Annotated in this window: 18 protein-coding genes; 3 read left to right on the forward strand and 15 right to left on the reverse strand. The window is 33.8% G+C overall.

All coding sequences use genetic code 11. From position 1 onward, the window contains the following. Positions 1-48: 48 nt before the first annotated feature. The 10 genes from GXM16_RS15565 to gdhA all read right to left on the reverse strand — a co-directional run bounded on the left by GXM16_RS15565 (position 49) and on the right by gdhA (position 17,545). Complete coding sequence (locus GXM16_RS15565; protein ID WP_163395406.1) at positions 49-3,207, reverse strand: UvrD-helicase domain-containing protein; 3,159 nt, start codon at positions 3,205-3,207, stop codon at positions 49-51. 141 nt (positions 3,208-3,348) lie between these two features. Beyond that, positions 3,349-3,948, reverse strand: coding sequence for a lipoprotein signal peptidase (locus GXM16_RS15570; RefSeq protein ID WP_163395407.1), 600 nt, complete (start codon positions 3,946-3,948; stop codon positions 3,349-3,351). An 89-nt stretch (positions 3,949-4,037) separates the two neighbouring features. Continuing rightward, positions 4,038-4,418, reverse strand: coding sequence for a TraR/DksA family transcriptional regulator (locus tag GXM16_RS15575; RefSeq protein ID WP_163395408.1), 381 nt, complete (start codon positions 4,416-4,418; stop codon positions 4,038-4,040). 11 nt (positions 4,419-4,429) lie between these two features. Continuing rightward, on the reverse strand, positions 4,430-7,831 hold the full coding sequence (gene ileS, locus GXM16_RS15580) for an isoleucine--tRNA ligase (protein WP_163395409.1): 3,402 nt from the start codon (positions 7,829-7,831) through the stop codon (positions 4,430-4,432). 203 nt (positions 7,832-8,034) lie between these two features. Beyond that, the gene (locus tag GXM16_RS15585) at positions 8,035-9,954 is read right to left on the reverse strand and encodes a hypothetical protein (RefSeq protein WP_167519875.1); all 1,920 of its coding nucleotides are present in this window, start codon (positions 9,952-9,954) and stop codon (positions 8,035-8,037) included. A gap of 56 nt (positions 9,955-10,010) precedes the next feature. Continuing rightward, on the reverse strand, positions 10,011-11,903 hold the full coding sequence (locus GXM16_RS15590) for an outer membrane protein assembly factor BamB family protein (RefSeq protein WP_163395410.1): 1,893 nt from the start codon (positions 11,901-11,903) through the stop codon (positions 10,011-10,013). Positions 11,904-11,990: 87 nt separating this feature from the next. Next, positions 11,991-12,704, reverse strand: a complete 714-nt coding sequence (gene recO, locus GXM16_RS15595) for a DNA repair protein RecO (protein ID WP_163395411.1) — start codon at positions 12,702-12,704, stop codon at positions 11,991-11,993. Then, positions 12,694-13,731: an acyltransferase family protein gene (locus GXM16_RS15600; protein WP_163395412.1), complete on the reverse strand. Its 1,038-nt coding sequence runs from the start codon at positions 13,729-13,731 to the stop codon at positions 12,694-12,696. The genes recO and GXM16_RS15600 overlap by 11 nt, the downstream gene beginning before the upstream one ends. Positions 13,732-13,748: 17 nt before the next feature. Next, complete coding sequence (porZ, locus tag GXM16_RS15605) at positions 13,749-16,031, reverse strand: type IX secretion system anionic LPS delivery protein PorZ (RefSeq protein WP_163395413.1); 2,283 nt, start codon at positions 16,029-16,031, stop codon at positions 13,749-13,751. Positions 16,032-16,201: 170 nt separating this feature from the next. Then, positions 16,202-17,545, reverse strand: coding sequence for an NADP-specific glutamate dehydrogenase (gene gdhA / locus GXM16_RS15610; protein ID WP_163395522.1), 1,344 nt, complete (start codon positions 17,543-17,545; stop codon positions 16,202-16,204). A 324-nt stretch (positions 17,546-17,869) separates the two neighbouring features. Between gdhA and GXM16_RS15615 the strand changes: the two genes are divergently transcribed. Then, positions 17,870-18,655 (forward strand): THC0290_0291 family protein, encoded by a 786-nt coding sequence (locus GXM16_RS15615; protein ID WP_163395523.1) that lies wholly within the window; start codon positions 17,870-17,872, stop codon positions 18,653-18,655. A gap of 52 nt (positions 18,656-18,707) precedes the next feature. Here GXM16_RS15615 and GXM16_RS15620 read toward each other — a convergent pair whose 3' ends face one another. Further along, a complete protein-coding gene (locus GXM16_RS15620; RefSeq protein ID WP_163395414.1) occupies positions 18,708-19,850 on the reverse strand; it encodes a cystathionine gamma-synthase in 1,143 nt (380 codons plus the stop codon). Between the two features lie 193 nt (positions 19,851-20,043). Here GXM16_RS15620 and GXM16_RS15625 point away from each other — a divergent pair, with 193 nt between their 5' ends. Next, positions 20,044-20,787, forward strand: coding sequence for a DUF3298 and DUF4163 domain-containing protein (locus GXM16_RS15625; protein WP_163395415.1), 744 nt, complete (start codon positions 20,044-20,046; stop codon positions 20,785-20,787). Positions 20,788-20,829: 42 nt separating this feature from the next. On the opposite strand, the gene GXM16_RS15630 is transcribed toward GXM16_RS15625, so the two are convergent. The 4 genes from GXM16_RS15630 to GXM16_RS15645 form a co-directional block, all read right to left on the reverse strand. Further along, a complete protein-coding gene (locus GXM16_RS15630; RefSeq protein ID WP_163395416.1) occupies positions 20,830-21,969 on the reverse strand; it encodes an ATP-binding protein in 1,140 nt (379 codons plus the stop codon). Between the two features lie 44 nt (positions 21,970-22,013). Then, positions 22,014-22,403 (reverse strand): four helix bundle protein, encoded by a 390-nt coding sequence (locus GXM16_RS15635; RefSeq protein WP_163395417.1) that lies wholly within the window; start codon positions 22,401-22,403, stop codon positions 22,014-22,016. 34 nt (positions 22,404-22,437) lie between these two features. Further along, on the reverse strand, positions 22,438-23,190 hold the full coding sequence (locus GXM16_RS15640; protein ID WP_163395418.1) for an SDR family NAD(P)-dependent oxidoreductase: 753 nt from the start codon (positions 23,188-23,190) through the stop codon (positions 22,438-22,440). A gap of 123 nt (positions 23,191-23,313) precedes the next feature. Continuing rightward, on the reverse strand, positions 23,314-24,186 hold the full coding sequence (locus GXM16_RS15645; protein WP_163395419.1) for an aldo/keto reductase: 873 nt from the start codon (positions 24,184-24,186) through the stop codon (positions 23,314-23,316). 223 nt (positions 24,187-24,409) lie between these two features. On the opposite strand from GXM16_RS15645, the gene GXM16_RS15650 reads away from it, so the two are divergent. Next, positions 24,410-25,414, forward strand: a complete 1,005-nt coding sequence (locus tag GXM16_RS15650) for an AAA family ATPase (RefSeq protein WP_142451507.1) — start codon at positions 24,410-24,412, stop codon at positions 25,412-25,414. Positions 25,415-25,452 lie beyond the last annotated feature (38 nt).

The raw sequence follows: 25,452 nt of genomic DNA on the forward strand, positions 1-25,452 counted from the left end.
TTAGCAAAATTTAAGCTACGTATTTTCTTTAACATCTGATTAATTTTATCACAAATTTACCACATCAATTTCGGTACCTATATACACCAAAGCCCTTTTTAACACTTTGTACCCCAAATCCTCAACTGCATCTTGATATTCCTGAATTTGATGTACATATTTAGGATTTTTGGCTCCGGTTTTATAATCCAGTAAATAAGCCTCCATATTTCCGGTTAATACAATTCGGTCTGGTTTTAAAGTTTTTCCCTGTTTTTGAACAATTGTCTGTTCATTTAAAACATTATTTTCCCCGTTAAAACAAATACTAATTTCGGGGTGACTTACAATTTCCTGCAGTGTTTTAAAAACAATTTCTTTTTGATCATATGTTAATAATCCACCCTCTATTGCTTTTCTAATTGCCAAATCAATATCTGACCTGTCCTTTACGAAAGCCAAAATCTCATGTACAATATTTCCGTATGCAATTGCCTCCTGCTGATGCGTCCCCCACATTAAAGCTTCACGCTGTGCAATTTTAATATTTTTAGGATTTAAGACTTCCGAAACAACCGGAATTGTTTTTAAGAAGCCCAATGCTTTACCAGAAGCAGAAAGTTTCTTTGAATTCCCAAATTCATATTCCATTTTATCCGGATCGTGAATTCCTTTATGCACTAAAAATTTAATAAAAAAAGAGGCCATATTATTTGGCAACTCGCCATCTTTTCTTTCTTTTAGCGATTGAGATATAACATACAACTGCTCTTCGGCACGTGTTAACGCCACATACAGAACATTAATATTATCAAGCAATTCTTCCTGCTTTTTTAGATTAAAAATCGCTGAGGCGCTTTCTCCAAAACCTTCTACGGCACTGCTATTATCAATAAGAGCTTTGGGGACACCCAAGTCAGCCTCTACTGTATCCAGCCAGAGCTTATCCTTTGGTTTTCTGTTATAATCTTCTTCTGCAAAAGGCATAATTACAACCGGAAATTCCAAGCCTTTTGATTTATGAATCGTCATAATCCGAACTGCATTATTTCCTTCCGGAGACGGAATACTGAATTTTTCTGCGTTTTTATCCCAATAGTTTAAAAAATCAGCAAGTCCGGCCTGATTTCGAATATCACGCTCCAGAACAATATCAAGAAAATATTGCACATAAGCATTTCCTTCAGAAGGAAGAATAAATTTAGAGATGATAATTTCCACAGCCTCATAAAGTGATTTTTTTCGAATATTTTCAAAAGAAAGCGAAACATCAAAGCTCAAAAGCCATTTTTCAAAATCATTTTCAAGTTTCTGATTCATTCCTTCTGCAATAAAATCATGAATTGGCTCCCCAATCTCTTTCACATTTCCTAAAAAATGGAGAAAATTTGCTTTTGCTTCCAAATCAATACTATTATTGAGATATTTTAGCAAATGGATGATCAGCCTCACTTCAGTAGCGTTTTGAATCATCAATGTTTCTGATGATAAGAGCGGAATATTCTGTTCTGTGAGATAATTTGCAATAGCAATTCCCTGATCTCTTTTGCGGGTTAAAACCACTATATCTTTATATTCAAAACCTTCACTAATAACTTTCTGAATAGTATTTAAAGTTGCCAGCACATATAAATCTGACTTTTCAATCACTTCATCTTCATCTGTAAAATCATTTTTTTCTATTACTGGAAGAAAAGAAATATTGACATAACCTCCTTTTTTAGAATTTGCATTTTGAAAACTATGATTTTCGTATAAATTTTTATAATCTTCATTTGAGAATTCGGTCGAAATTAGCTTAAAAAAGGCATTATTGAAATCAATTACTTCACTGTAACTCCTGTAATTTGTATCTAAATGTTTAATAGATTTATCCGGATTATTAAAAGGGTTTAAATCTTTGCTCAACTCAATAAACTGTTCTGCTTTACCACCCCGCCAACGATAAATGGATTGTTTTGGGTCCCCTACAATCATCAAAGTTCCTTTGTTGCCAAAATCATCCTGTCCGGAAAGTGCATTGTCGATAAGCGGAATCAAATTTTGCCATTGCATTTCAGAAGTATCCTGAAATTCATCAATAAAAAAATGACGGTAACGTTCGCCCAACCGTTCATAAATAAATGGTGCAGGCTGGTTTTGGATTTCACGATGTATAATTGCATTGAATTCAGAAATTGACAAAACATTTTGTTCGGATTGAATTTTTGCCAATTCATTACTAACAGTATTCAGCAAAGAAAGCGGTGTTATATTTTTGAGGAACGCTTTATAAAAATCCCTTTTTTCAAAATTTTTATAGACTTTATCTAATATATTAAGCAACTGTGGAATAATATTTTCAATCAAAACCCTGTCACTTGCTGTTTTATTAATTGCTATATCATCAAATTCATGAAAGGTTTTATTTCGCGGATTAAATTTTCCGTCACGAATACTTTCTAAATGATTTGGAAATGTCCCGCGGGAAAAAGATTTTAAGTCGATTCCGTTTTTGTCGATTAAAGAAAGCGCCTCAATAGCAAATTGTTCATTTTCTGATTCTAACTCCTTACACAAGACCTGCATTTTCTTTTTGATAACAACAAATTCCTCGATTGTTTTATCATTAAAATGAATAATTTCATTTCGATTATTTTCATTCAAAACCAATCTTCCTGTTTCCAAGATTTCCCGCGAAACATCCCAGCTTTTATCATCATCGGTCTTTTCCATTGTAAAATCAATCAGCAATTTAGTCAGTGTTTCGTCCTGACCTGCCTGTGCAATAATGGCATCAACAGCTTCAATCAACAAATTTTCGGTATCCAGAGTCACCTCAAAAGTCATTGGAAGATTTAAATCATGTGCAAAAGCCCGAATTACTTTATGTGTAAATTTATCAATGGTAGAAATATCAAAAGCAGCATAATTATGAATAAGATGCTTAATAATATTTTGAGATTTTGTTTTGATTTTAATTACAGAAAGTCCTGTTTCCCGGGACAAATCTTCCATTAAATCGATAGCTTTTGCTGAAGGCTCGTCTTTGGCAAATTCAGATAGACTTCCAACAATTCGGCCTTTCATTTCATGAACTGCCTTATTAGTAAAAGTTATCGCAAGGATATTCCGATAAGCATCATTTTTAGGTGAGGAAAGAATAATTTTAAGATATTCCTTAACCAAAGTATAGGTTTTTCCGGAACCTGCAGACGCATCGTAAATTGAGAAAGACGGGCTTTGCATAAGCTTGGTTTTAGTCTTGTAAAAATAGCACAATAATGTTAAATCCAAATAATGAAAAATTCCAAATTCCAATACCTAAGCACAGTGAACGCTTCAAAATATTGGAATTTGGAATTTTATTTATTTTTGGAATTATAATCCTTATTCGTGTTTTGGAAATGCTCTTTTATTAAAAACAAGCAAAATACCAACACCAGTAGAAATGGCTACGTCTGCAACGTTAAAAATAGCATTAAAAAATTCAAATCGCTTTCCTCCAAAAAAAGGAATCCATGAAGGCAGATCGCCTTTCCAGATAGGAAAGTAAAACATATCTACAACCAAACCATGAAACCATGTACCATAAGGTTCAGGAGAAAAAGGAGTCGCTAAATTGTTATAACTGCTGTCAAAAATAACACCGTAAAAAACAGAATCCAGAATGTTACCGGCAGCTCCTGCAAAAATAAGTGCAATGGCCACAACCAAATAAGAAGAAGCATTCTTTTTCACAGAATCATACAACCAATATCCAATCCCTAGAACGGCAAAAATCCTAAAAACAGTCAAAATTAATTTTCCATATTCGCCGGGGATTTTGGTTCCCCAGGCCATACCTTCATTTTCTATGAAATGAATTTTAAACCAATTGAAAACCGTAACCTCTTCACCCAAAATAAAGTTTGTTTTTACATATATTTTGGAAACCTGATCGATCAATAATATTATAAATATAAGGAGATACGCTTTTCTTAATGACATCTTGTGAATTTTAATGTTGGCAAAAATAACAATTAAATCAAAAAAAACGCCCCTGAAGGAGCGTTAATTCTTTTGTAATTTAAAGGTGATTATCGTTGCATGTTTTTAGCTTCAATACTCATGGTTGCATGAGGAACAATTTTAAGCCTTTCCTTGCCTATTAATTTACCTGTTACTTTGCAAATACCATATGTTTTATTTTCAACACGGAATAGAGCGTTTTTTAAGTCACGGATAAACTTCTCTTGTCTGATAGCCAGTTGAGAGTTTGCTTCCTTAGACATTGTTTCACTTCCTTCTTCAAATGCTTTGAAAGTTGGAGATGTATCGTCTGTTCCATTATTCAAATCGTTCATATAGGCACTTTTGATCAAATCAAGATCTTCTTGTGCTTTTTTAATTTTTGCCTGGATTATTTCTTTGAACTCCGCTAAGTCAGCGTCTGAGTATCTTGTAATTTCATCTATCATGGTATTTATACTTATTTTGAAATTAATATCATTGTTTTAATATCATCAAACTCAATTTCTGTGCCGCTTTCTAAAGTGTCAGCAAAAACCAGTTCATCTGTTAATGTTTCAGATTTAATATAATCTGCATTTTTCGAAACAGCTTCTTCTAAAATACCGTTTCTTTTTATTTGTACTTTGATCTTATCAGTAACTTCAAATCCTGAATCTTTACGGATATTCTGAATTCGGTTTACCAATTCTCTCGCGATACCTTCATTTTTTAAATCCTCAGAGATTGTGATATCAAGCGCAACTGTTATTCCGTTTGAATTTGCGACCAGCCATCCTTCAATATCCTGAGAGGTTATTTCGACGTCTTCTAAAGATAAAGTTACACTATTTCCAGCAATAACAATATCTAACGTTCCTTCCTTATCTAATTGATTGATCTGAACGGCCGAAAAAGATTGTATTTCTTTGGAAATCAATCCCATATCTTTTCCAAAACGTGGTCCCAATGCCTTAAAATTCGGTTTAATCTGTTTCACTAAAATACCTGAAGCATCATCTAAAAGTTCAATTTCTTTTACATTAACTTCCGCTTTTACCAAGTCAGAAATTGCTAAAATTTCTGCACGCTGACTCTCGTCAAGTACCGGAATCATTACCTTTTGCAAAGGCTGACGTACTTTAATCATCTCTTTTTTACGTAGTGATAAAACTAACGAAGAGATAGTCTGCGCCTTCTGCATTTTGCTTTCCAGCGTTTTATTAACAAAGTTTTCGACAAATTTTGGAAATTCTGCCAGGTGAACACTAGCAAAATCCTCAGTTCCCGTGGAAGCTGTTAAATCACGGTACAATTTGTCCATGAAAAATGGAGCTACCGGAGCGCTTAGTTTACTGATTGTAAGCAAACAAGTATAAAGCGTTTGGTAAGCTGCAATTTTATCTTTGGCATATTCTCCTTTCCAGAAACGGCGACGACATAAACGAACATACCAGTTACTTAAATTCTCCTGAACGAAGTCAGAAATCGCTCTTGTTGCTTTTGTAGGCTCGTAATCTTCGTAGCATTCGTCAACAAATTTTATTAACGTATGTAATTCAGAAATAATCCACTGATCGATTTCAGGTCTTTCGTTTAATGGAATTTCAGCTTCTTCGTATTTAAATCCGTCGATGTTCGCATATAACGAGAAGAACGAATACGTATTGTAAAGTGTCCCAAAGAACTTACGGCGAACCTCAGCAATTCCTTCGATATCAAATTTCAGGTTATCCCAGGGATTTGCATTTGAAATCATGTACCAACGTGTTGCATCCGGACCGTATTCTGCGATTGTTTCAAAAGGATCTGTTGCGTTACCCAAACGTTTAGACATTTTTTGTCCGTTTTTGTCTAACACCAAACCGTTTGAAACGACATTTTTGTAGGCTACTTTATCAAACACCAAAGTTCCGATCGCGTGTAACGTATAAAACCATCCACGAGTCTGATCTACTCCTTCTGCAATAAAATTAGCCGGAAAATCTTTATTCTCATCAATTTTGTCTTTGTTCTCAAAAGGATAATGCCATTGTGCATAAGGCATTGCTCCGGAATCAAACCAAACATCGATCAGATCACTTTCGCGCTTCATTGGTTTTCCGGAAGCAGAGACTAAAGTGATTTCATCCACAACATTTTTGTGCAAATCAATTAAATTATAATTTGATTCAGACATGTTTCCAATTTCAAAACCTTTAAAAGGATTTTCTTTTTGAAAACCAGCTTCGATAGATTTCTCAATCGCATTGTACAATTCTTCTACAGAACCAATCAGAACTTCTTCTTTTTTATCTTCAGTTCTCCAGATTGGCAATGGAATTCCCCAATATCTAGAACGAGATAAGTTCCAGTCGTTGGCATTTTTAAGCCAGTTTCCAAAACGTCCTTCACCAGTAGATTTAGGTTTCCAGTTGATAGTTTCGTTCAGGTCGAACATTCTATCTTTTACATCGGTTACTTTAATAAACCATGAATCCAGGGGATAATACAACAACGGCTCATCAGTTCTCCAACTGTGTGGATAACTATGTACGTATTTTTCAACCTTAAAGGCTTTATTTTCTTCTTTTAATCGAATAGCGATTTCAACATCTACAGATTTCTCCGGAGCTTGTCCTGCGTCGTAATATTCGTTTTTAACATATTTACCCGCTAAATCACCTAAATGCGAAGTGAATTTTCCTTGTAAATCTACTAAAGGAACTGCCGTTCCGTTTTCGTCCAAAACCAACATTGGCGGAACTTCCGGTTTTGCTTCTTTTGCCACTTTAGCATCATCTGCACCAAAAGTCGGAGCTGTATGCACGATTCCTGTTCCATCTTCTGTTGTTACGAAATCACCAGAAATTACTCTAAATGCATTTTCAGCATTTTCATAAGGCAATACGTAAGGCAATAATTGCTCGTAACGGATTTCTGTTAAATCGGCTCCTTTTGCTTCCGTTAAAATTTTATATGGCAATTTTTTGTCGCCGTTTTTCACATTGTCAAAATCAGCGTCGTCTTCACTTACGAAATATCCTTTTCCGAATTGTTTTCCAACTAAGTTTTTAGCCAAAATAACATTGATAGGCTCAAAAGTATATTGATTGAACGTTTTTACTAAAACATAATCGATTTTTGGCCCCACTGTCAAAGCGGTGTTTGAAGGCAATGTCCAGGGAGTTGTCGTCCAGGCTAAAATGTGGATATCTCCAAAGCCTTTCAAAAATGAAGGCAGAGTTTCTGGCAATGTTTTGAATTGCGCTACAATCGTAGTATCCGTAACATCACGGTAAGCTCCCGGCTGGTTTACTTCGTGAGAAGACAATCCCGTTCCTGCTTTTGGAGAATAGGGCTGAATTGTATAACCTTTGTATAACAAACCTTTATCGTAGATTTGTTTCAAAAGCCACCAAACCGACTCCATATATTTTGGTTTATAAGTTACATACGGATCTTCCATATCAACCCAATACCCCATTTTTTCGGTCAAATCATTCCATACGTCGGTATAACGCATTACGGTTTTTTTACACGCTTCGTTATATTCTTCGATAGAAATCGTTTTGCCAATATCTTCTTTTGTAATTCCTAATTCTTTTTCAGTTCCCAATTCTACAGGCAAACCGTGAGTATCCCATCCTGCTTTTCTTTTAACCTGAAAACCTTTTTGAGTTTTATATCTGCAAAAAATATCTTTAATCGCACGTGCCATTACGTGGTGAATTCCAGGCAATCCGTTTGCTGAAGGCGGACCTTCAAAAAACACGAAAGGCTCAGCACCTTCGTGAGTTGTTACACTCTTTTCAAATATATTTTCTTTCTTCCAAAAATCAAGAACTTCAGACGCTACAGTTGGTAAGTCAAGTCCTTTGTATTCAGTAAATTTTGTACTCATTTTATCCTTTTCTTAAACGAGGTGCGAAAGTAAGGAATTTTGAATTATTGTCCATCAATTTCTTGAAATTTCACACTTTTATAGAGAGATAGCACATCAAAAACAAAAGAATTGACTACTTTCTGGCACTAATCTCAAAAATAGTAGTCAATGAACCAAAAAGCAGTCAATTCTATGTTAATCTTTTTTAAAGAAATTAAAGGCTATTTAAATCCTCCGAAATATACTTCTTTCATAAAAATTCTGTTTCCAAAAACTGGATTCACTTCGATTTTTTCCCGTACCTCCTGATATAATGTTTCGCCATTAAAATCTTCAATTTCATAATTAATCTTATGCGGAATTTTTCCGGAATTCAATGTTGTAACCGGGCGATAATCTCCAAAAAGTTTTCTCTCGAAGAAACTCTTATTTCCATTATCAAATTCTGTTTTTTCTGTAGAAACAATGGTAAAATTTTCTTTATCTATAAAAACATGATAATCCGTTTTTGGAATTGTTCTGTTTCCTGTACTTAATGTTTTTTCAAAATAATTTAAATGATAACATAATCTTCCTTCATACATTTCATCTTCCAAAACTTCAAAATCATTCCACAAATCAAGCCTTAAATCGGTAAGAAAGTTTACTAAATCAGCATTTTTAGACAAATTATTATGATCGTAAGAGGTAAGTTTTGCCCATTTTGCATTTACTCCGTTTTCACGGTCATCATGGCTCCAGGCTTCAGCTCCATTCATTATTTCATAATAGCTTTCAGGCATTTTTTTTCTTAAAAGATAATTAGAATTTGTTGCCCATTTTTCTTCTGTCTGAGGCACTTTATTTCCTTCAATTGTAAGTTTAGAAAAAAGATGTGCTTTTTCAATTTTTTTCAAAGCATCACTTCCTCCCAGACTGGCAATTACTTTTGCTAACAATTTAGCATTAAGCTGATACGGAATAGAATCGAGCATATTATGCCTTTGGATTTTGGCTTTTTCCAGTTTTGCTTCACGGTTGGCTTTTTCAGTTTCCCATTCTGCTTCCTGCTGCTCTATTTTTTCAAAAAAAGCTAATCGTTTTTCTTCTTTTTCTTCTGCTATTTTGAGACCCAGTTTTTTAAGATCTGCAAAACGAGTCGTGTGGCTTCTTATTTTTTTATCGGCAAAATAGCCTTTATTTACCTTTTTTACAATTGAAGATCCTCTGGAATCCTGTTTATCATTCTCAATAAGCAAATTGGCATACACTAATGCTTTCTCTTTATTTTCAAGTAAAAAATAAGTTTCGGCTAAATTGTTGGTTACTATAAACCGGATGTTTTCGTTTGCAGGTGAAGGCGGATATTTCACTAATAAACTTTCCAGATATTGCAAATGCGGCAGTAAGGGTTTTTCGTCTAAACCTTTTTCAAGGGTTACTTTTTCCATCTGAGCCGTAATTTCATTTTCAAATGCCAGCATTTGATTGTATTCAGAGTGCCCTTTTGAAGTAACAAATTCAAATTTTATTTTAGATTCGCCTGTAGTATACCTTAATTTGTAATTAAGATAGTTTTGTATTGTGTGCACAGAACTGTAAATCATTGCGTCCAATCCTAATTCTTCAGCAGTGTAATTCCCATTTTTCTCTGCCTCGGCAACTTTTTTATTATTTGTAATTACTGCATCCCTCAATTTATCTTTTTGAGAACTAACACCAATTGTATAAGATTCTACAGTATTAAAATCCTCCGACAATAGAAGTTTATCAGCACATTTTGCTTCCACTTTTATCTTTACACTATAATTAGAAAATGCAAAAAATTCCCACGTATTCTTCTTTTTATCAAATGTACTATCGATTTTTGTTGCCTGATATTGTGGCAATTCAATAGTTAAATAAATCCTTAGCTTTCCATTTGCTGGATCTTTTATAAAACCTTCTATATTAAAATAATTTTTCTTCAAGATAGGCTCTTCCTGTATTAACCTCTTATCTACCTGATAAAAAGTGGTCTGAGTTAATGCATTATCAAGAACAGGGAACTCTGAATATTCAATTACAGGTATATAAAACTTCTTTTTTTTGGAGTTTATTTTTTCTTGTGCCTGAATTACACCAATTAGAAACAACGCGATTAAGAGTATTATTTTTTTCATAGGCAAAAAAAAGGCCATCAGAATTATCTTCTGATGGCCTTAAAGGTTTTCTGTTATTATTTTTTGTTAAAGATCTGAATAGACTTGTCAGAAACATAAAAGATATTTTGGGTTGCCGGATCAATTTCATAAACCGGTTTATTATTATTAAAAATAATTTTATCAACCTCTACTCCATCTGATTTGCTCACTTTAACCAAAACTTTTTCTCCTGTATCAGCTTTTGCAAAAATATAAGAGAAATCTCTGTTTTGTTTCATCGCATTGAAACGGGAATTAAACTTAGCTGCTACCAGACCAAGAGCAGCTGAACCAGCTGCATAAGCTTTTGCCTGATCCTGATTAGTCTTATCTTCCTTTTTTATAACTGTAGATCTCATGTTTCCTGAAGAATCACGGTATGTCATTGTTAATTCAGCACCTTTGATATCGCTTACTGCTGAACCTATACCCATACCAATGCTTCCCACAATAGCAGCACTTTTAATAAGACGTCTTGTTCCTTCACCTGGCTGTGTATAAGTATGATGGTATTTTATTGTACCGTCCATATTAACTCCCATTACCTCAACCGGACCCGAAAGCACTACTCCCCAAGGAAACTGCTCTATACTGTTTAATTCTTTTTCTTTTTTGATATTTACTTTTGCGAAAGGCTCCGGTTTATCACTAATACTTGGATCAAACTTGTATAATTTTTCGTCGTTATAAACTACATAAGAATTCGTAGCTTCATCATAAGCAGGTAATACCGGACGATTTTTATCAAAATTAATATTACGCTTCCAAAGTTTAATTCCTGATTTGTAATCAACCATATTTCCGTAAGTACCTGTAAGATACATTACTTTTTCACCTACTTTTCCTAAATAATAAATTGGATCTTCTTTGTCATCAGAAATTTCGATGAATTTTTTCCAAAGTTTTTCACCGTCTTTGTTGATTAGCATCATTTCGTTTTCAGCCACGTACAAGAAATCCTGATCGATTGGGATAACTCTTTTCAAACCATCACCGCGCGCATCCTTTTTCCAGATTTTTTCACCAGTACCCAAGTCATAAAAGTTAAAACCACTGAAGTGGGCAACTAGTATTTTTGTTCCCCAGTCTTCCAGATAAACCACTCTCTTTGTTTTGATTGATTCTTTCCAGATACTTTTTCCTGTATCAGTATTCAAGACATTCAAATATTGTTTACTAGAAAAAGTCCCTGCATTATTAACTACTACAATGTTTTTATTATTTTGAGTTAAAAAGAATTTTGAATAATCTTCTTCACCTTTCCAGTTTAATTTTCCTGAGTTTCTGTCAAAAGAATATAATTTTCCGTACAACAAATAGTAAATAACTGATCCGTGTACTGTAGCAATATTTGTGTTTGCAGATTCTTTGAAAGAAAAGCTAAATAATGATTTTGCTTTATCAACAGTAGTGTTCCATTTCAACTCCCCAGTTTTCATATCCAATAAAGCAATTGCCATGTCTCCGTCTTTTTTCAAAGTAAGCAGATATTCATCAGTTTCAGGAATAAAATCTGACTGCGTTACCCAGAACGATTCTTTAGATGAATTGTAAACTACTTTCCCACTATCGGTATTAATAATTAAATATTTACTATTGATATAAGCTTCAACGTATGGACTTCCCGGAACACTGGTTAAATCGCTTTTCTCCTTAAAAATTTTTCCAAAATCAGGATCTGTCAAAATATCTCCTGCTGAAGTAGTTCCAAAATCATCTTTAGTCAGGGTCCAGACAATTTTTTTTGTTTCCGGATCTAAACCTTTTATAGTTCCGCCTTCCTTAAACACAACAACACCGGTAATTTCGTTTTGTACCAAATCCTGTACGGCATTTTCTGTTGTAACAATTTCATCATATTTCCTTTGGGAAACTGCAGAAATCGAAACCGCCAGAAGTAAAATAATTGAAAAAGTAATTTTCTTCATAGTAGATTTTTAAAATTAATAATATAGAAATGTGGCAATTATATGATTAAAATAATTGTCTGCGAATATATAGAAATTAAATTTTAATTAAGAAAATATTTCTTTCAAAACCTCAAGTGAATTTGGTTTTTTGAAACCATCCAGATGAAGGCTGTAATAATCAATCAGAACTTTTAGAAGTATTTGTCTTTCTACCACGTGAAAGGTTTTCTGATCATTATCAAATTTTAAACCGAGTAGTTTTTTAAACAAATTTGTTTCGTGTTCTGTTAAAGAATTTGATCCGTTAAAAAGTGTAAAAACACCCTCATTCATTTCAAAATGTGGCAAGTCAAGCTCTGAAACATCCGGGTAAAAACCTAAGTATTTCGTAGTTTCCAACATTAAAATTAAATGAAAATTAGAAATCTCACTGTGATGATCCAGCCATTTCAGCGCAGTTTCCAAAAACACAAATAAAGATTCATTTTTTTCTTCTTCCTGAATTGAATAATGCAAAATTTCAGAAAGAAACATGACCATTGTACTTTTTACAAGATCTGTATGAATGCTTTGGAAAGGAACTGCTGTTTTGATTTCTTTGAAGTTTTCTAAAGTCCCTTTGTTTTTATGAACTGCCTCTATTTCCAGAATAGATAAAGGCTGGAAATATGCAATTTTCTGACTTGCTTTCCGGCTCGAAAAAGCATCACGGACAAAATAAGATTTTAGCCCATTCGAAAGCGTAAAACATTTAACTATCAGACTTTTTTCCTGAAATTTCAGAGATGAAATTACTATAGCTTTTGTTTTAACCTGCATAAAATTGAATTTTCTTCTGCTCACTTTTTTTGAATCTCTTTAGAAATCTTTTTTCAATACAAAACCAGGAAAGCACAGCAAAAAATATTGAGATTAAAATTACAGCAATAGCCATCAAAAAAGGATTGTTCTTTTCGAATAAATTATATTGCCTGAAAAGCTGAATTACCGGAAAATGATAAATATAGAGCCCATAAGTAAAATCCCCATATTTTCCGAAATTATTGAGAAAAGGAATATTGTAGGCCGTAATTATCAAAATGATTCCAAAGGCTGCAGGATAAAATAATTCCATTTGAAAACTCAAAAAATGATAACTTATAAAGACCATAACAGACAACCCTAAAAATATCTTTTTATTTCTCGTGACATAATCAAAACTCAAAAACATAAAAATACCTATTAAAAAATAAGACAAATAACCCGGTAATTGTTTTGCAAGCAAGGGCTTATTGAAATAAAAATTCAAGAGGAGCCAATACCCTACAGATAAAACATACAGACTTATGAGTACTAAAAATCTTTTTCGTGTTTTTTTAATTACATAAAAAATTAGCGGTAAAGCTATATAAAAACATATTTCTATTTTTAAAGTCCAAAGTGCCCCATTTACTGCGCAATACAGATTATTCTCAAAGAGTCCGGGAAGACAAGGATTCATGAAATTTAAAAAAAGTAAGTTCCAGCCCAAGTATTTAAAAACATTTATATTAGAAAAATATTCAATAAAATTATTGCTGCTAAAAACAGATAAGAATAGTGTAAAAAATAAAACTACAAATACGTAAGCTGGCAAAATTCTTCTGATTCTTTTAATAAAGTAGTCTTTTAAAGAAGGCGTTTCAATATAACTTTTAACTACCAAAAAACCGCTTATAACAAAGAATCCTCTAACTCCCATCACTGAATTAGAAATCTTAGATAAAAACAGTAAACTTTTACTTTGGGAAAGTTCTGAAAGGTGTGCCAATAAAATATTGGCAGCAAAGAAAAATCGTAAAAAATCAAAACAATTTTTACTATTCATAGTTGTATAAACTAACCTTAACGAATTATCATTACTTTTTTAACTTTTGTTTCTCCGCCATCCTGAGCAGAAATAAAAACCATATAAACACCCGATGCTACTTTATATCTTCCAAAGGCCGTAGTATCCCATTCTATTGTTCCTCCTTCTGAAATAGTTTCGTAAACAAGATTGCCTTCAATATCTGTAATCTTAACATTTGCCTTGTCAATTAACCCTGCAATTTTAACCGTTCCTGAATAACCAGGGCGAACAGGATTTGGATAAATATATACATTATTCAGGTTTTCATTAGCCACTGTAGCAGATCCTTTAAAAGAAATCATTCCTTTGCTTGTTGCTATAAAAACCTCACCCGTTTTATCATTGATTTTTATATCGTTTATAGCATTAGCGGGTAAAGGTGAATTGTTTATTGTAAAATGATATTTTGTTTCCTGGCCGTTTTGTGATACCATAAAAACACCAGAATCTGCTGTACCAATCCATTTGTTATTTGATCCGTCTACCGCTATTGCAGTTATAGATTGCTCATATAATAATTCCTGCGCTAAACCATCTTCCATAATAATTATTGGTCTTGTGTTCAATTGGTTTTCAGACTGAAAATTATTTACATTCGACAGAACCCTCAACCCTTTTGTTGTCCCAATCCATAATTGGTTTTTGGAATCTACCGCCAGAGCCGTGGCATTATTAATTGGTAAATTTCCCGCATCAGTGCCTGCATTAATTTTTTTAAATACATTTCCTTTTTCATTAAAACCTACAACCCCTTCTGTGTTCATTGAAATCCATTTAGTTCCGTTTTTATCAATGGTTAAATCGGTATAACTGGCATCTTGAGGCCTGACTAAAATAGTTTTCATAGAAACACTTTGCCACTGTCCATTTGTTTGCAATACTTTCAGTCCGTTATCAATCATACTATTTGTGAGCCAGAGATTTCCTGATTTGTCAAAAGCCGCCCCATTAATACGCACATCAATGTAATTAGGACCTACAAAAGTTAGTGTTTCCAGTCCACTATTTTTTTCATTATATAGAATAGACGGTTCATTATTTTCAATCTTTAATAATCCTGAAAAATTAGAACTCGCATAGACCTGATTTTCATCATTTGGATTCACTATAATATTTACTATTGATTTTGCGCCAAATACTTTTTCATAAGGTATATTTAACCAACCGCTTTCTTCTAATTTACTAATACCATAACTATCCAGAGGATATGGATTCATCCGGCCATCATAATCTCCATAAACTGACCAAAGAACACTTGGAGTTACATTAAGAGCGAAAATATTATTTCTCAAAGGTCCGCTTGGCATGCTATTTTCAAAAGGATTTGAAACAGAAAGTGAAGAACTAAACAAACCATTTTCTTTAGTTCCAACACTGATAATATCTCCTAACAATGTGGCACAGGTAAAACTCAGGTTTCCATCTAATACCTGAGTATTTAAAATCTGGCGACTCAGAATCATTTGATTGTTATAAACGTAAACTGCACCTGCGGTAGTAATAAACAAATTATGGTTTACTGCACGCAAATCTGTTGAGGGCTGTGGAAGCTGTAAAAATCCAATAAAAGAATTTGAATTGTATCGATGTACATATCCGCCTGAATTAATTGCAATGAGTTCACTATCAAAAGTTTCCACACTTGACCAATCTCCTGAATTTACAACTGACCATTGATTGTAATCGACTAAATTCGTATTAGCGCTATTTGCACGTCTTATGCTGCTTGAAGTGGCGGCATAAATAAAACCATTAAAAAAAGCAGTTTGCCTTACAGCAATTTCAGTTCCGGCATCACCAATAAAATAAGTATCTCCAAATTGTGAAGTAGTTAAATTAAACTGTACTATTCCAAAATCACATGAAACATAAATCAATCCATTGTGTTCCATAAAATGATTGATTCTTTTTATACCTGAAGGCAATTGTTTATTGATAATATCTACAACTTTCAGCATAGTGCCATCCTTTTCATTTATTACGATCATCAAGCCGTTTTCATACCCTACCAGCGTTTTTTTAGAAGCTTCACTATAATAGACTGATGATATTGTCTGTCCGGAAAGGCCATCAATAGTGGTAGTTGTTTTAACACTGTTTGTTGCTGAATTTTTAGAAAATAATGCATTTTCTGAAGCAGCAATAACTGATGTACCGGCTATGGAAACATCTTTAATTTCATTATACGAAAAATAGCCTTGCCATGATAAATTACTCTGTGAAAAGCTATTTTGAAAAATTAGTACAAGCAATATTGATAAAAACCCTTTTTTCATTATTTGGAAGATTCAGATTCACAAATATAATACAAACGGAAGTATTTGATTTTTGTTCTGTTTTAAATATTATTTTAAAAATACATCACGAATAACAGAAACCAAAAACGCCTTCGATTTCATCCTATTTAAGGATAAAACGAAGGCATTCTTTAAATTTAATATAAAAACTATACTACTCCCTGAGCAAGCATAGCATCAGCAACTTTAACAAAACCGGCAATATTAGCACCTTTTACGTAGTTCACATAACCATCTTTCTCTGCACCATATTTTTTACACTGATTGTGAATTCCAACCATGATATCCTTTAGTCTTAAATCTACTTCTTCACTTGTCCAGTTCAGGCGAATAGAGTTTTGCGTCATTTCTAATCCCGATGCAGCAACTCCGCCTGCATTAGCAGCTTTTCCGGGAGCAAACAAAACTTTATTATCTAAGAATAATTTAATTGCATCTAATGTAGAAGGCATATTTGCAGCCTCAGTTACGCATAGAACACCATTATTGATTAGCTTTTGGGCATCTTCCCCATTCAATTCGTTTTGAGTAGCACATGGAATTGCGATATCAACTTTTACTTCCCATGGACTTTTTCCTTTATGGAAAACAGCATTTGGATATTTCTCCAAATATCTTTCTGCCCTGTTATCTCCTGTTGCTCTCATTTCAAGCATGTGATCTATTTTTTCTCCGGAAATTCCTTCTTCATCATAAATATACCCATCAGGACCAGAAAGCGTAACTACTTTTCCACCAAGTTCATTTACTTTTAGAGCAACTCCCCAGGCAACATTTCCAAATCCTGAAATAGCAACCCTCTTACCTTTAATATCATGCCCGATAGTACGAAGCATCTGATCTGTAAAATATACAACACCATAACCTGTAGCCTCTGGCCTGATTAATGAACCTCCATAAGCCAGACCTTTTCCGGTTAAAACACCGGTAAATTCGTTTCTGATTCTTTTATACTGACCAAACAAATAACCAATTTCTCTTGCACCCACACCAATATCTCCGGCAGGTACATCAAGGTCCGGCCCGATATGACGGCATAGCTCGGTCATAAATGACTGGCAAAAACGCATAATTTCACCATCAGATTTTCCCTCCGGATCAAAATCAGAACCACCTTTTCCTCCACCCATTGGAAGTGTGGTCAGACTATTTTTAAAAACCTGTTCAAATGCTAAAAATTTCAGAACAGAAAGATTTACTGTATGGTGAAATCTAATCCCGCCCTTATAAGGACCAATTGCTGAATTCATCTGAATTCGAAATCCTCTGTTTACAATGATTTCTCCTTTATCATCTACCCAGGGAACCCTAAAAATTATAGATCTTTCGGGCTCTGCTATTCTAAGAAGTAAGTTTTTTCCATCGTATTTTTTTTGTTCAGCAATAAACGGAATTACCGTTTCTGCAAACTCTCTGACTGCCTGAAGAAATTCAGGTTCATTTGGGTTTTTCGACTCTACCAGAGCCATAAACTCATTTATTTTTTGTTTCATCATTTTGCAATAAGTTACGCTTACAAATTATTTTTGTACCAATTAAATAAGAAAACATCATTAAGAAAACGTTTTCGTTATTGATAACAAAGGTAAAGTAAAATCGGATTCAGAAATAAATTTTATAACAAATTCATAAGAATTGTATATTTTTCAAACAAATTTACAATTCATATTTACAACGATCATATTCCTGTCTAATTCCAATATTATGATTATACTTTTAAGTGTTTCATTACTTATTTTTTAATTGACTAATTAATTATTTTAAAGTGGGTTATGTTTTTTATATATTTGCCTATGATTTTGAAAGCCGAAAAACTCATGCTCAAGCAAATAGCCTTAACTCTTTTTACAATATTTGGTATTTCCACGGTATCAAATGCGCAATTAGCCTACGAAATTGGATTCATAGCAGGTCCGGTAGCTTTTCAGTCTGACTACGGACAGAGACACGATCAATCTACCAATATAGGAAATACCGGTTTTGGTATTGGTGCGGTTCATTGGATAAACTTTTCATCAGCTGCAAATGGCAACGAATATTTCAATGAGCATTTTAAAGTTCGCTCTGAGATTTCGTTTAGCAAAACAGATTTTCAGCATTTTGGGCGTTGGGTAGAGGGCAAACCTTCTGTAGGCAAAGAAAAACTTAAAGCCATGAGTGGAAAAACATATTTACTTAATGTGGGTGCTCAATTAAATTATTCCCCTTTCATGACAATTCACGAATTTGAAAAATATGTTGGCAGTTTCTATCCTTATCTAACTGTAGGAGTTATGGCGAGTTATTATAGTACCCAGGCTAATTCATCACTTGGACAATTGGGGATTCCTGCTACAACTCCTGACAAATATCTGGTGCCTTCAGAAGGTAATCAATATGGTTTTTCAACTGAAAGCGGTTTTACCATTTCAGCTCTTCTGGGTGTTGGTGTGCAATACAAATTAGACGAAATGAACGATTTGCTTTTTGAAATACGTTATCAGGGATTCAATTCAGATTGGATAGACGGTTTAAATCCTAACAGGGATCTTTATAAGGAAAACAAAGCCAAAGATTCTCAGGTCTGGTTCAATTTTGGTTATTCCCATTATTTAGAATTCTAAAAAAACAATATAAGAACAAACCCCAATTCTTTCGAGTTGGGGTTTTGCTTTTTTATGATAATGCTTGTTCTAAATCAGCTACCAGATCTTCGGCATCTTCAATACCTACACTGAGGCGCACCAAATCGTCTGTAATTCCAACCTCAGCTCTTTTATCTGCCGGGATGGAAGCATGGGTCATTAAAGCCGGATGATTCGCCAATGATTCTACTCCTCCTAAAGATTCAGCTAAAGTAAATACTTTAAGTTTCTCTAAAAAAGCAATTGAATCCTCTTTTTTGCCTGAAACAAAAGTAAAGGACACCATTCCGCCAAAAGCTTTCATTTGTTTTTTAGCAATTTTATGAAACGGATGACTTTCTAATCCGGGATAATAAACCGTTTTAATCTTTGGATGATTACTTAAAAATTCAACTACTTTTTCGCCGTTTTCACAATGTCTCTGAACTCTTAACGAAAGTGTTTTGATACCTCTTAAAACCAGAAAACTATCCATTGGTCCTAATGTTGCCCCGGTTGCAAATTGCTGAAAATGCAATTGTTCGCCCAAGACTTCATCTTTTACAATTAAGGTTCCGGCAATAACATCAGAGTGGCCTCCTAAATATTTTGTTGCCGAATGCATTACGATATCAGCACCTAAATCAAGTGGCTTCTGCAAATAAGGTGTTGCAAAAGTATTGTCTACCGCAAGCCAGATTTTATTTTCTTTGGTGATTTTCGCAATTTCTTCAATATCGGCCAGTTTCATCAAAGGATTTGTAGGTGTTTCAACCCAGATTAATTTGGTATTTTTATTAATCAAAGATTTCAGTTTTGTAATATCTGTCATATCAACAAAATGAAATTTAATACCTGAGTCTTTATAAATTCTCGAAAACATTCTATAAGTACCTCCATACAAATCATCCATGGCAATTACTTCATCACCTGACTTAAAAGATCTCAAAATACAATCTGTAGCAGCCAAACCCGATGAAAAAGCCAGTCCGCGAGTACCGTTTTCAATGCTCGCCAATGCATTTTCCAAAGCAGTTCTTGTTGGATTCGATGCACGACTATACTCATAATCTCCTAATGGCTTACCCGGACTTGTCTGGATATAAGTTGAAGTTTGATATACCGGAGGCATAACCGCTCCCGTAACCGGATCATGATGCTGACCTCCATGGATCACTTTTGTATTGAATTTCATATGTTGAGTTTTAATTTTATTCTATTAAGCTATATGTAATTTGCAAAGAGTATCGAAAATTACATTTTTTAAACACTTTTTACTTCATATAGCTGTAAATTTTAAATACTTAATACTTTCACAAATTTACTTTTAAATTTATTCAAATCCAGATACAAGTCCTTACCTTTAAGTATAATTAACACTTTTTAAGATGAAACATTATTCTCTTCTTGTCATGGTGCTTATATCACTAACCGGATGCACTAAAACATTAACTTTTGAAAACGAAGTTTTTGAAAAGGAATCTAAAATACCATGCAAAAAAGATTGTCCAAAAATTACAATCGAGGTACCAGTTGCAAAAAATATTCCTGTTGCAGCTGACAGTATCAACAAAAAGATATTAGGTGTTTTAAAAGAAATTGTTTATTTCGGAGAGAAACCATCAGATGCTAAAGATTACAACAGCCTGGTCGATTCTTTTATCGCTTCTTACGAAGAAATGCATAAAAAATTTCCAGGTGAAACATTTGCCTGGGAGGCTAAAGTGAAAGGAAATATCGAATATCAATCAGATCAGATAGTAAACATAAAACTGGATCATTATACATTTACAGGCGGGGCTCATGGCTATCAGGGTTTTCGTTCACTGCTATTCAATCCTGAGACAGGAAAAACCATTTTTTGTGATGAAATATTTAAAAACGAAAAAGAATTTAAAGCTTTTGCAGAAAAAGAATTTCGAAAAAAATATAAAATTTCGGACAATGCCAATATCAATTCAACCGGTTTAATGTTTGAAAATGACAAATTTCAACTACCACAGAATATATTTTACACTACTGAAGGCCTGCTTCTATATTACAACTCTTATGAAGCTGCCTCTTATGCCGATGGCCCAAAAGAGATTTTGTTTCCGTATGAACAAATAAATAAGTATTTGAAATTTAAATGACTAAGAATTATTTAGTAACAGAATTGCACATCTTTTACAGAATTATTGAATATCATATTTCATTTTACGCAATACCCGCAGTGCCTCCTTAAATGATAAATAGACTTGCCCAAACGGCTTTAAAAGCAATTTAGCATCAATCAGTTTTTGTTTAGCTTCGTCAAAACCGTTCAGGTAACAAATCATAAAAGTAGAAGGCAGGTTTTCCAAATCTTTAGATTCACGCTCTGACAAAGAAAAACCATTTTGCAGTTTTTGAAGCAATGCAATATTCGAATTATAAATATGAAACAGCATTCGCTTGTTGAATTCGGGAGGTTGAAAAAGCATTTGACGGTCAATTTTATAATAACCATTATCAAAAAAATGTATGGTTTGTTTTTCTAAAGGATAATAACTTGTTTTATCATTCAATCCCAGAGGAACATATTCAGTTATAGTAAAAGTATCATCATCAAAAACAATCGTAACCACATCCTGAGCAGAATAAAACAGCTTAATCTGTTCATTTATCAGTTCAATATCTACACGCGAAAGAAAAGTTTTGTCTCTGGATTTTTTTGGCACTCCGGCCCAGCAAATCACAAACAATTCTTTAAAAACACGATATTTGGGCGACATATCTTTATGCCTAAAATTCATAAAATCGAATACGCCGTCAAGTGTGTATTGAATACTGTTTCGGGAACTGTTTTCAATCCCGATAACAGTTTCGGTGTTTTGATAATTCTTTTCGATTTCACCTTCAACAGGTATCGAATTACTTCCGCGCCTGACAAAAATACTATTGGTAGGAATAGTGTGAATTCCTTTCTTGAAAAACGAAACCTGACTTTTGGGTTTAATGGTTACTAATCCTATTACTTTGTCTTTTGGAAGATTTGGAAAAGGTACATTTTCGTACTGAATCTTAGGCGGGTTTTCTAAAAAAGCATTAACCAGATTCTGAATCCTGCTGTCATCAAAAAAATCGTCACCCACAATTTCGTTATCATGATCTTCAACACCAACAACAATATAAGAATTATTGGTTGGGTTTGAATTTGACAAGGCACAAATATGCTTTAAAAACTTTCCTTTACCTTCGCGTGAATGCAAATTCAGCTGCCTTTTTTTATCATAAAAACTGCTCTCATCATTATGAGCAAGCAGGTTTTTTATTAAAAGGCGTTTATTGATCATAATTGATATTGATTATTTTTTATTTTATTTTCTATTCCTTTGACTCAGTCATATTTCGAACCTTTTTTATCTGAAGCTTTTAAATAATTTATAAACTTCGAAATTTGGTCAATTATACATTGAGCTTTTGAATTTAATTCTAAAAAAACTTTTTCATCAATATGCTTTCTATCAAAACATCTTTGCAATTGAGCTTTAGTTTCACAACAAGAACCTCTGGAATAACTTAAAAAAGTTATAAATTCTTTATTTCCTCCGCGGCCAAAACCTTCAGCAATATTATCCATTACAGAACCAGAAGATCCGTTAATTTGTTCTCTCAATTTATAATCCTGTCCCACAGAAGTATTCAAAATTAAACTCCAAACTTGATTGCTCTGTTCTCTTGCTAATTGATAAATCACCATTTCTTCGAAAGAACTATAATTTGCCATATTCAAAAAAAATAAAAAATAGAAATAAAAATAATTAATCTCTTTTAACTATTGTCGAAGATGCCTGCGCTGTACTCATCACGATTAAATCAGCGATATTAACATGATAAGGTCTTGAAACCACAAAGTGAATAATATCGGCTATATCTTCCGCTTTTAAAGGATCGAAACCTTTGTAAACATTTGAAGCTCTTTCAGTATCTCCTTTAAAACGCACTTCGCTAAATTCTGTTTCCACCAAACCGGGATGAATTCCGCTTATTTTTATTTTGTGAGGGTTCAAATCAATTCGCATTCCCTGTGTGATGGCATCCACAGCATGTTTTGATCCGCAATACACATTCCCGTTAGGATAAACCTCTTTTCCTGCTGTCGAACCAATATTGATAATATGTCCTGATTCTCTTTCAACCATTTGTGGAATAATAGCTTTCGAAACATACAAAAGCCCTTTTACATTGATATCAATCATCGCATCCCAGTCTTCGACATCACCATTCTGAATTGGATCTAATCCATGCGCATTTCCGGCATTATTAATTAAAACGTCAATTTGTGAAAAATATTCCGGTAAAGAATTTATGCTTTCAAAAACAGCATTTTTATCCCTCACATCAAAAGCTAAAGAATGCACTTCGGTATATTCTGAGAGTTCTTTTTCCAGTTCGGTCAGCCTCTCCTTTCTTCTTCCGCAAATAATCACTTTATAATGGTTACGGGCAAATATTTGTGCAGTTGCCTTCCCAATACCACTTGTTGCACCCGTGATTAAAATTGTTTTTTTCATTCTGATTAATTTTTTGAGCCACAGATTACGAATATTTTACAAATTAAAAACCTGATAATCTGTGGCAAATATCTTTTCGCTTAAAGCGGATTTAAAATTTCTTATGATTGTAAATTACTTTTTTTAAAGCAATTCTTCCCCCCTGCTTTCTGCCCAAATAGCAAACCAGTCTTCCTTATCCATTTCCAGTTCCACTGCCTTCATCAACGATTGGATTCTGGCAACATTTACAGTTCCTGCAACCGGAATTATTTTTGCCGGATGTTTTAAAATCCATGCTAATAAAAGTGTATCTGAGCCTAAATGATATTTTTCCACTAAAGTTGAAAGTAATTTTTTAAGGCGGCGGGTTTGTTTTGTATCTTCCCTAAAAACGGTTCCAAGCGGATTCCATGCCAATGGTCGGATTCCGTTTATTTGCGCATAATCAAAAATTCCGTTTGTCATTGGTTCAAAATTTGTAGCCGAGAATTGCACAGAATGATAACTGACTTCTGTTTTATGGCGTATTAATTCAACTTGAGAATTACTGAAATTCCCAACGCCGAAATCAATAATTTTACCTTCAGATTTTAGTTTTTCAACTGCTTCCGCAATTTCATCCGCCTGCATTAACGGACTTGGTCTTTGCAGCAGAAAAACATCAATATAATCTGTTCTTAATTTTTTTAGTGATTCTTCTGCAGACCAGATAATATACTCCTTAGAAAGTTCATAATGTCTGATTTTGTTTTTCCTGTTTTCAGTTACCAACTGGATGCCGCATTTGGTAATTAATTGCAGCTTTTCCCTAGAAATTTTACTGTTTTGAAGTGCCTTTCCAAAATCTGCTTCGGTAGTATAATCTCCATATATATCGGCGTGGTCAAAAGTAGTAATTTTGTTTTCGATACAGAGTTGTATCATGCTTTCCATTTCTTTCGGTGTGAGATTTTTATCCGAAGCACCCCAATTCCTAATACCTGAAATTACAGGCGATAATAAAGTTTTGCTCATGGTTTTGTTGTGTTGTTTTAGTAATAATGATGCTTATTTATAACATAATCATCAAAGTTCTTAAAAATATAAAAATAGATTCACAATTCGTCCTTAAAATTAGGGCTTTGGTCGAAGTTTTAACCATTTTTTAACATCTTACTTCTCAAAAAATATTCAATTTGCACTCTCAAAAATCAGGGATAAAAATCAAGAGTTTTAAAAGGTTTTTAAAAATATTTATATGGAAGAAAATACAACGACTTTAGACATTAGAGCGATAAATGAAAAAATTGAGAGAGAAAGTGCTTTTATAGACCTTCTTACAATGGAAATGAACAAAGTTATTGTGGGCCAGAAACACATGGTCGAGCGTTTATTAATCGGGCTTTTGGGACAAGGGCACATTTTGCTGGAAGGCGTTCCCGGTTTAGCAAAAACCTTAGCGATTAATACTTTATCCCAGGCGGTTCAGGGTTCTTTCAGCCGTATCCAGTTTACACCGGATTTATTGCCTGCCGATGTTATCGGAACAATGATTTATAACATTAAAGCAAACGAATTCTCTATTAAAAAAGGACCTATTTTTGCCAACTTCGTACTTGCCGATGAGATTAACCGTGCTCCTGCAAAAGTACAGTCTGCACTTTTGGAAGCGATGCAGGAAAAACAAGTTACAATTGGCGATACGACTTTCAAATTGGATCGTCCGTTTTTAGTATTAGCGACACAAAACCCTGTTGAGCAGGAAGGAACATATCAATTACCTGAAGCGCAAGTTGACCGTTTCATGTTGAAAACTGTAATTGATTATCCAAAAATTGACGAAGAGCGTTTTGTAATTCGCCAAAACCTAAAAGGAAGTTACGAAAAAGTAAATCCGGTAGTTTCTGTAGATCAGATTTTGCGTGCACAGGAAGCTGTTCGCGAAGTTTACATGGACGAAAAAATCGAAAAATACATCTTAGATATCATCTTTGCTACCCGTTATCCGGAGAAATACAAACTTGCGGACCTAAAACCACTTATCAGTTTTGGAGCATCACCACGTGGAAGTATCAATTTAGCAAATGCGGCAAAATGTTACGCCTTCATCAAACGTCGTGGATATGTGATCCCGGAAGACGTTCGTGCAGTTGTACATGATGTTCTGCGCCACAGAGTTGGGATTACGTACGAAGCTGAAGCTGAAAACATTACTTCTGTAGACATTATCAACAAAATCGTAAACGAGATTGAAGTACCATAATAGTAATTAGTACAGAGTGATTAGTAATTAGCTTACCG

The sequence above is a fragment of the Flavobacterium limi genome (genome assembly GCF_010645075.1).
GTDB lineage: Bacteria > Bacteroidota > Bacteroidia > Flavobacteriales > Flavobacteriaceae > Flavobacterium > Flavobacterium limi.